Consider the following 9,785-nt stretch of genomic DNA (forward strand, 5'->3'; position numbering starts at 1 on the left):
CTGTCCTTAATATCTGTGATAGATTCTTCCTAATTACACGGTAAAGTTAACGCAGCAGATGGAGCTTTTATCCAAAGAAAATATTCTTTTTTATCTTCTTCTCTTTTTCAAGTACAAACTAACGATAACACTGAGTAAGCGGAGGATTTGCAACTTGATAAAAACGGTGACTGGTTTTAGTTGATCATTACACATTTCGGAGCAGGATGCTTTATAGCCAGTTCATTTTGGATTGGACGGCGCACAAGTACATATGGCGTAACGATTTTGCCCTATGCTTTAACGATCAGGGTTTTAAGTAATGGATTTATGGATCAGTAATAGTCAGCCTTTAGTTATCCCAGTCGACACTTCGACAACTCGACAGTTCATCAGTTCGACAATTTATTAAGCCCTAAAGACACCTACTTCTCCGGCACCAGGTCCAATATAACGATCTCACTCTTTGTACCAAGTCTGAATGGGGGGCCAAAAGTACCGACTCCTTCAGATACAAATATTTTGGTATCCTCGTAATGGTTCAAACCCCTGTTGTAATCAAAGATCAGGCGCGCCATAAAGGTGAATGGAAATAGCTGTCCGGCATGGGTGTGACCGGCCAGGTAAAGATCAATACCGGCTTTATGGGCATATTTGGCTCCGCTTGGTGCGTGGTGCAATAATACCGAGGGCTTTTCTGCATCAATATTCAGCTTAGGCAGTGTTTCGGCCATGGTAGGACTGTGACCGTTGGCATGCATATCAAAGCTTTTTCTGTCGGGCAACATGTGTGTCAGGCCAACGATCTGAATATCCTTAAATTCAGCCATGTCATTATAAAGTACGTTAACACCGGCAGCACTCATCAATGACAGAATACTGTCGTTGTTGGTGGCATGGTCATGATTACCATCCACAAAATAGATTGGTGCTTTGAGTTGTTTTAATGGCTCAAAGTATTTTTCGTTCAGCGCATAATGACTGTCCAGGTAATCGCCAGTGATAAAAATAACATCAGGTTGAGCTGCATTGGTCTTGTCAACCATATTCTGAAGAAAACCATTGGTTCTGAAATGACCAATGTGTATATCAGACAGATGAGCAGCCTTAATGGATTGAGTCAGGCCTTTGATGGGCACTTCTACTTCACTGGTTCGTATATAGGCAGCGTTAATATATGAGCCAAGAGATACCAGGGCTGTGAGTCCCAAAGCCGCTATGGCAAAGGCAGAGGGCTTAAGCTTAAGGTATAAATTCACAAGGTCAACCAGTAAAAAGGAGATGACCAGGAACAGGTAAATACCCATAAGTACAGCTGATATCTTGTACAGCAGGTGTCCGCCTGGCGTGGTTGAATTAAGAAACAGGATCCCTGCTGTTAAAAAGTAGGCAGGTAAAAGACTAAAGCCGATGTACAGAGGCCAGGTACTGCCTGTTTCAAACATCCAGGCAAACCGTCGTGACAGGTAGATAACTGTTATGACCAATATGGCCAAAAGTGCTATTAATATTAAGTATGGAAGTATCTTCATCATCGTTAATTTATTTCTTCATTAAAAATAGGGAAAAGCAAAAAGTCTTTCCTTTTGCCTCAAATTTTTCCCCTCTTATATTGATTGTTTTATCCATACAAAACTAGTTTGTTGATCTATTATTATTGTATACATTTTACAGATTAAGTGATACATTTTACCTGAGGTGGGAATAATTGATCTGGCAAATCTTCAATAAGCCACATACACTTCTCTATGGAGAAAATCAGGCATAAACTAACATGGAGTTCTTTGAACAGGCAATAAGATTAAGATGACAATTGGCTGACGATCAAGTGTGAAGTGATAATATACTTATCAATTAGCGAATTTAATTGAAGAGTAAATGTAATTATTAGATACAAAGTCAGTTGCAATTGGGATTTTGTAGCAGGAGCAGTATGCTAAATTTCTTTTCCTGAAAAAACCAACTGAAAGATCTCATGTGCTTTTTTTATTCCTCATATTTTTTTACTTCATCAGTTACTCATTGTTAATAAGGGTTTCGGAAGGAATGATACCTGTAGCTGATAAAAAATATACAAACGTTTGCGCAATTCTGCGCAAACGTTTGTATATTTGTACGGAAATAAACTCAGTGACGAAATGCTATTCTGAGTTTTTATATATGTAGTTATTTGTAAATGAAGAAAGTAACCATAAATGATATCGCCCGGAAGTTAGGTACGACACCATCAACAGTGTCAAGGGCTTTGGCTGACAATAAACGGGTAAGCCTAAAAACACGTGAACTCGTTAAAAAGGTAGCCAAAGAAATGGGATACCAGCCTAACCTGATGGCTTCGTCATTGCGCAAGGGTAAGTCTGACCTGGTGGGAATGATCGTACCGCGAATTAACCGTCACTTTTTCAGTAATGTTATTAGTGGAGTGGAAGAGGTGTTGAATCCCAAGGGGTATAGCTTACTGATCATGCAAAGTCAGGAGAATATAAGATCAGAAGTTAAAGCTGTTCATTCTCTGATGCGAAACCGTGTGGCAGGTATTATTACTTCACTGTCGGTTCAAACAGAAGACTTTTCTCATTTTCAAGGGGTATTGGACGAAGGAATTCCATTGGTTCAATTCGACCGAATAAGTAATGAATTGGCTGGTCCCAAAGTTGTTAATGATAATTATACCGGAACCTACGAAGCAACATGTCAATTACTTAAGGCAGGTTATAAAAAAATAGCACTTTTTGGAGGCAGTGAATTGCTGAAAGCCTATCGTGAGCGCAAGAAGGGCTATACTGACGCATTGCTGGATATAAAGGGGGAAATCGATAAGGGCTTCATATTTAACGATGTCATTACCCGTGATGCCGGTAATGAAATGCTTGGGAAAGTGCTTGATATGGGAGCTGATGCCATAGTGTGTGCAGGTGATTATTCTGCTTTTGGAGTCCTGGAGGCATTAGATGCATTGGGTGTTAAGGTGCCTGATGAATTTGGTGTTACTGGTTTTGGCAATGAACCTTTCGCCGAAATGATCTATCCTAAACTGTCTTCTGTAGAGCAGGAGGGAAGAGAAATGGGGCGCATAGCAGCAAGGCAGATGATTGATGCTATTAATGGAGAGCAACATACAATTGAGATTACAATCCCCGTAAAGTTTATAAAGCGGGCTTCATCAACACGATAGTTTATTGAATACATGTAAAGACATGGGAGTGTATAATTTTTAGAATGTAATGTGCAAACGATTGCGCATAGGTATTTGAAAAACATAAGATATGATTAACCAATTATTTGATTTAACAGGCAAGATTGCCCTGGTGACAGGAGGAACTCATGGAATAGGAATGGCATGTGGTAAAGCATTGGCTAAAGCAGGTGCCAAACTGTGTGTAAACGATATCAATGATGAGAAGCTGGAAGAATGTAAAGCTGAGTATGCCAAAGATGGTATTGATGTATTTACAGTCAACTTCAATGTTACTTCTGAAGAAGATGTGGATAAAGGTATTAGCATCATCGAAAAAGAAGTTGGTCCTGTTGATATTCTGGTAAACAATGCAGGAATCATTAAGCGTGTGCCAATATTGGATATGCCCATAAAGGATTTTGAGATGGTCATTGATGTTGACCTTGTTGCTCCGCTGATCGTGGCTAAACGCATAGCCCCGGGTATGATCGAGCGTCGTCAGGGTAAGATCATTAACATGTGCTCAATGATGAGTGTATATGGTCGTCAGAATGTATCGGCCTATGCTGCTGCAAAAGGTGGTTTAAAGTTATTAACAGAAAACATGACCTGCGAATGGGCCAAATACAATTTGCAGATCAATGGCGTTGGTCCTGGTTATATTGCAACATCTCAAACGGCACCTATCAGAGAGGACGGACATCCATTCAATGACCTGGTTATGACCCGAACACCTGCCGGTCGTTGGGGACAACCTGAAGACGTTGGTAATGCTACACTGTTCCTGGCTTCTAAAGCCGCTGATTTTATCAATGGTCACATTTTGTATGTCGATGGTGGTATTCTGGCCAACTTCGGATATGTTAAAGGTGAAAATGAAATTTAAGATGCGTTTAAAGCTTCAATATGCAACAATGGCAATGCTTCTACTCCTTGCGATTAGTTGCATTGAACGCAGCAATGAAACAATTATTACAGTTGCTAACCCAACAGGCGATGACCGCCTGATTGAAACTGTAAAAGTTGATATACCCGATCATCTCTCTGGCATTACTTCCCTGGTGGTAGTAGATAAGAAGAGTGAGAAAGAATTACTGATACAGTTAGTGGATGAGGATGGTGATAAACTACCTGAATATGTATTATTTCAGGCAGCCTTTAAAGCCAGGGAAACACGTCAATACATACTCAAAGAAGGCGAAAGGACTGTGTTTGCAGGCGATGTAAAAACCTTTGCTCGCTTTGTGCCTGAACGTACCGATGATTTTACCTGGGAAAACGATAAAGTGGCCTTTCGCGTTTATGGCCCGGCAGCTCAAGCTATGGTGGAAGGGGGCATTAAAGGAGGTACCTTTTCCGGTGGTGTTGATTGCTGGTTAAAGAAGGTGGATTATTCCATTATCGATAGTTGGTATGCAGGTAATACTGCCGAACCGGGTTATTACCACATTGACCATGGTGAAGGTCTGGATAATTATCATGTCGGGCCAAGTTTAGGCTGCGGTGGAACCGGTGTGATGTATGATGGTGAATTGTACACATCGAAGAACTACACGGCTTACGAGGTAGTGACAAACGGACCTGTTTCATCAACATTTAACCTGGCATCGGCCCCATTTGGACCTGAACTAAAAAAGGTGAATCAGCTTAAAACCGCTTCAATTGATCTGGGTAGTAACTTCACCAAATTTGTTATCAGTGTCGAGGGGAATGACAACTTAACAACAGGTATTACCCTGCATGATAAGAAAGGGGAGGTCAATGTTGACGAAATGGCTTGCTGGGGCGATTACTGGGCACCACATGCGGGTGAGGAATTGGGCAATGCCATCGTTGTTGATCCAAAATATTACGCCGGATATTCTCAAGTAATTTCAGAGGAAAAAGATAAAAGTCACCTATTGATGCACCTGAAGGCCATTGATGGTAAAGTTGAATATTATGCTGGTTTTGCCTGGAGCGGCAGTCAGCAATTTGCCGGTAAAGAAGAATGGCATGAGCATTTAAATAAAGTGGCTCAGCAAATTCAATCGCCGCTGCTTGTATCGATTCAATAACTTATTAAACAGGATAAAATGAACAATAAAACAGGAATGGGTAACTATCGTTGGCGAATACTGGCCATGCTAGTTTATGCCACCACCATCAACTATTTCGACCGAAGTATTATTGGCGTGATGGCTCCAACATTAATGAAAATGTTTGACTGGAGCAATAATGATTACGCTAACATTATGATTGCCTTTAAGGTAGCATACGCTTTGGGTATGTTAACCATGGGAGGTATCATTGATCGTTTAGGTACCAAAAAAGGATATACTTTGGCAATCAGTATATGGAGTATCTTCGGTATGCTGCATGCGGTCGTGCGTCCTGCCTTTAGTATAATAGGTTTTGCAGCCGCACGTTTCGGACTTGGTTTTGGTGAATCGGGTCACTTTCCGGCCGCTCAGAAAACTGTAGCTGAGTGGTTCCCTAAAAAGGAGCGCGCCTTTGCGACAGGTTTATTCAATGCAGCAACCAGCATCGGAGCCATTGCAGCGCCTTTTGTAGTTGGCTGGTTGGTTCATGAGAGCGGTAAAAACTGGCAGTATCCTTTCCTTTTTACCGGTGTGTTCAGCTCCATATGGGTATTACTTTGGTTACGCACGTATAAGAAGCCAGAGGATCATCCAAAGGTAACGAAAGAAGAACTTGCCTATATTAATAGTGATTCAGCGGCTGAGTCATCTGAGAAAATTGCCTGGAAAAAGGTATTACCTAAACGTCAGACATGGGCCTTTGCAGCTGCAAAGATCACAGATGCTGTTTGGTGGTTCTATTTGTTCTGGGGAGCAAAGTTTTTGGCAGATACCTTTGATGTCAATATTAAGAACATCGGAATTCCTTTCCTGGTCATGTATTTGCTGGCCGATGGAGGTAGTATCTTTGGAGGATGGCTGTCAGGTGCTTTTATGAATAAGGGATGGAGCGTTAACAAAGCCCGAAAAATGACCTTGTTATTGTGCGCCATTATTATTTTGCCTGTGAGTTATGTTGCTATTACCGAAAGTAAATGGTTAGCCATTGTATTAATTGGTATTGGAGCAGCTGGTCACCAGGCCTGGTCAGCAAATATTTTCACCCTTGTATCAGATGTATTTCCCAAAAAGGCTGTTGCTTCAGTAACCGGTATAGGTGGTATGGTTGGTGCTGTTGCAGGTATTATAGGTGATAAGCTATTGGGAAAAGTACTTGATTCGGCAGGTAATACTGGTTATTTCTGGGCCTTTATGATTGCTGGTTCTGCTTACCTGATCATACTTGGCGTTGTGCACCTGCTCATGCCGAAGATGACACCACTTGATGAAAATTTAGAATTAACAAACGAATAAAAACTTGAGATATGACAGTCGTAAAATATGATCGCCGGAGAGCGTGTCACCCTGAAGATGTCAAAAACTACGATACAGCGAAACTTCGCAAAGAATTTTTGGTTGAGAATCTTTTTGTTAAGGATGAAATCAACCTGAGTTACTCACAATATGAGCGTTATATTCTTGGTGGCGCTTTCCCGGTAGATCAGGAGTTAACATTAGAAACCATCGACGCCATTAAGTCAGCGTATTTTTGTGAGCGTCGCGAGCTGGGTATTATCAGCATTGCCGGCGACGGTATAGTAAGTGTTGATGGTACTGAATATCCGCTTAAAGCAAAAGAGGCCATTTATATTGGTCGAGGCAGTAAAGAGGTTAAGATGTCGAGTGTTGATGCAAACAATCCGGCTAAGTTTTACCTGAGTTCAACACCTGCCCACTGTTCACATCCTACAACATTGGTTAACAAGGAAAAGGCTAATATACTTAACCTGGGTGCACAGGCTACCTGTAATGAGCGAACCATATACCAGTTGATCGTGCCAGGTATTGTTGACAGTTGCCAGTTGGTTATGGGACTGACCGAATTGCACGAAGGCAGTGTATGGAACACCATGCCAAGCCATACGCACGATCGCCGCATGGAAGCCTATTTCTATTTTGACCTGCCTAAGGGGCAGTCGATCTGTCATTTGATGGGCGAGCCACAGGAAACACGTCACTTATTTATGCACAATGAGCAGGCTGTATTTTCTCCTGAATGGGGTATTCACTCTGGTGTGGGAACATCCAACTATTCATTTATATGGGGAATGGGTGGCGAAAACCTTGACTATACCGATATGGATCATGTGCAGCCTGATGAGTTGCGATAAGGAAGATTGAAGTTAAAACATAAGTTAGTCAGAGATTTGAAGGAGATGGGGTTGCAACTTATCATTGGATGAGTTGCAATCTTCTGACTAACATTTATTAACGATATAAGAATGTCAAAATTAACTATTAAGCCGGCTTCGGAATGCACATACGACTGTATTTCACTGGGTGAAGTAATGCTGCGGCTCGATCCGGGGGAAGGACGTATCAGAACAACACGTCAGTTCAGAGCCTGGGAAGGAGGAGGCGAATACAATGTATCGCGCGGACTGAGACGATGTTTTGGAAAGAAAACAGCGATTATAACGGCTTTGGCCGATAATGAGGTAGGTGCTTTAATTGAGGATTTCATGCTTCAGGGAGGTCTGGATACACAGTTTGTTAAATGGGTGGATTACGATGGCTGTGGTCGCACTGTACGTAACGGATTAAATTTTACAGAACGGGGGTTTGGTATACGAGGTGCTAAAGGGGTGTCAGATCGTGGTAATACAGCTGCATCGCAATTAAAACCTGGCGATATTGACTGGGAATACATTTTCGGAACCCTTGGGGTACGTTGGATGCACACAGGCGGTATTTTTGCTGCATTGTCAGAATCGGCTGCTGAAACCGTGATTGAAGCAGTTAAAGTAGCCAAGAAATATGGAACCATTGTGTCCTATGACCTGAATTATCGTCCGTCATTGTGGAAGGCTATTGGTGGTGAAACCAAGGCACAGGAAGTAAACCGTGAAATTGCCCGCTATGTGGATGTCATGATCGGCAATGAAGAAGATTTTACGGCCTGTTTAGGACTGGAGGTTGAAGGCAATGACGCCAACCTGAAAGAGCTGGATATGGAAGGTTATAAAGGCATGATCAGGTCAGCGGTGGAAGCATTCCCAAATTTCAAGGTCATTGCAACCACGCTTCGAACGGTAAAGTCAGCTACTGTTAATTCATGGGGTGCGATTTGCTATGCCGATGGTGAAATACATGAGGCGGCCCATCGTGAGGATTTGGAAATAATGGACCGGGTAGGAGGTGGCGATAGTTTTGCCTCCGGATTGATCTATGGTTTCCTGGAATTTAATAATGGAGCCAGGGCTGTTGAATATGGTGCCGCCCACGGCGCACTGGCCATGACAACACCGGGTGATACGACCATGGCAACATTGTCGGAAGTGGAAAAAATAATTGGTGGTGGTAACGCCAGAGTAGATAGATAGTTTGAAAGACGTGATACCAATTTTATTATGGGATTATAATGCTAAGGTCATAGTAGTATTGGTATGAATTCCGGGTAGGTTTTTTGTATTGTCCTGCCCGGAGTTTATTACTCAATTTTTGTAAACGGGAGATAAACAGAACTCCTGAATAATAGTAGTAATATGGCAAGATTTAAAAGATTACATGTTCTCACTACAATGATGGAAACGAAAATGGTTCCATTGTTTTATAACCCTGATGCAGAATTGGTGAAGCAGGTGGTGAAAGCCTGTTATAATGGTGGGGCCAGAGTGTTTGAATTTACCAATCGTGGAGATTTTGCCCACGAGGTATTCGCTGAAGTGAATAAATGGTGCGCAATAGAATGTCCTGAGATGATAATGGGTGTTGGTTCTGTAGTAGACTCTGCCACAGCAGCCTTGTATATACAGCTGGGAGCCAACTTTATTGTTTCTCCAAGCCTGAATCCAGATATGGCTAAGGTTTGTAATCGACGAAAAGTGGCGTGGTTACCTGGCTGTGGTACTTTGTCGGAGGTTAATTTAGCTGAGGAACTGGGTTGCGAGATCGTTAAAATATTTCCGGGTAAAGAAGTGGGCGGACCATCGTTTGTGAAGGCCATAAAGGCGCCTTGTCCGTGGACCAACATTATGCCCAGCGGAGGTGTGGCACCAACGAAAGAAAGTATTGAAGGATGGATCAGTGCCGGAGCTTCCTGTGTTGGCCTGGGATCACAACTGACACCCAAAGAGGTGATAGAAAATAATGATTTCGCTTTTATTGAGAACAAAGTCAAAGAAGTGAAGGCCATAATAAGCGGCTTACAATAAAGTGCCGATGGAATTGCACCTGAACGCATAGCAGATCCCGGTAAAGAGATACAATTACACATTTATAGTTCTGACACCTGATCAATACTAAATATATATTGGTCAGGTGTTTTTTATAAGAAGGCATCCCATTTTTCTGTTAGATTATTGCATGGAACAGAAGTGCGCGAAGAACAATTGATGTTGCACCGGATTGATGGGCATCGGGTAACCCGGGGCGTCGCTGCGCTTTGCCTTTTAGTGTTCGAAAAGAAGTTTTATAAACGTATAGATCTATGCATCATGTAAATCAGCTCTCCTCCTTACAAAAAGGAGGAGTCCGGTGAGGTACGAACCGGGAGGTGGTTTTAGAAA

Annotated in this window: 8 protein-coding genes; 7 read left to right on the forward strand and 1 reads right to left on the reverse strand. The window is 42.2% G+C overall.

The genetic code is table 11. From position 1 onward, the window contains the following. Positions 1-404 precede the first annotated feature (404 nt). Complete coding sequence (locus ACRD69_RS24970; RefSeq protein ID WP_430817861.1) at positions 405-1,514, reverse strand: metallophosphoesterase; 1,110 nt, start codon at positions 1,512-1,514, stop codon at positions 405-407. Positions 1,515-2,155: 641 nt separating this feature from the next. Between ACRD69_RS24970 and ACRD69_RS24975 the strand changes: the two genes are divergently transcribed. The 7 genes from ACRD69_RS24975 (at position 2,156) to ACRD69_RS25005 (ending at position 9,431) form a co-directional block, all read left to right on the forward strand. Next, complete coding sequence (locus ACRD69_RS24975; protein ID WP_430817862.1) at positions 2,156-3,154, forward strand: LacI family DNA-binding transcriptional regulator; 999 nt, start codon at positions 2,156-2,158, stop codon at positions 3,152-3,154. Between the two features lie 91 nt (positions 3,155-3,245). Then, complete coding sequence (locus ACRD69_RS24980; protein ID WP_430817863.1) at positions 3,246-4,043, forward strand: gluconate 5-dehydrogenase; 798 nt, start codon at positions 3,246-3,248, stop codon at positions 4,041-4,043. Beyond that, positions 4,033-5,214 (forward strand): BT3233 family polysaccharide utilization protein, encoded by a 1,182-nt coding sequence (locus tag ACRD69_RS24985; RefSeq protein WP_430817864.1) that lies wholly within the window; start codon positions 4,033-4,035, stop codon positions 5,212-5,214. The genes ACRD69_RS24980 and ACRD69_RS24985 overlap by 11 nt, the downstream gene beginning before the upstream one ends. Before the next feature lie 18 nt (positions 5,215-5,232). Beyond that, a complete protein-coding gene (locus ACRD69_RS24990) occupies positions 5,233-6,531 on the forward strand; it encodes an MFS transporter (protein WP_430817865.1) in 1,299 nt (432 codons plus the stop codon). Positions 6,532-6,542: 11 nt separating this feature from the next. Next, positions 6,543-7,388, forward strand: coding sequence for a 5-dehydro-4-deoxy-D-glucuronate isomerase (gene kduI / locus ACRD69_RS24995; protein ID WP_430817866.1), 846 nt, complete (start codon positions 6,543-6,545; stop codon positions 7,386-7,388). A 111-nt stretch (positions 7,389-7,499) separates the two neighbouring features. Continuing rightward, positions 7,500-8,600: a sugar kinase gene (locus ACRD69_RS25000; RefSeq protein WP_430817867.1), complete on the forward strand. Its 1,101-nt coding sequence runs from the start codon at positions 7,500-7,502 to the stop codon at positions 8,598-8,600. A 162-nt stretch (positions 8,601-8,762) separates the two neighbouring features. Then, on the forward strand, positions 8,763-9,431 hold the full coding sequence (locus tag ACRD69_RS25005; protein WP_430817868.1) for a bifunctional 4-hydroxy-2-oxoglutarate aldolase/2-dehydro-3-deoxy-phosphogluconate aldolase: 669 nt from the start codon (positions 8,763-8,765) through the stop codon (positions 9,429-9,431). Positions 9,432-9,785: the final 354 nt, after the last annotated feature.

Origin of the sequence: Carboxylicivirga agarovorans (assembly GCF_050589845.1) — a bacterium.
GTDB lineage: Bacteria > Bacteroidota > Bacteroidia > Bacteroidales > Marinilabiliaceae > Carboxylicivirga > Carboxylicivirga agarovorans.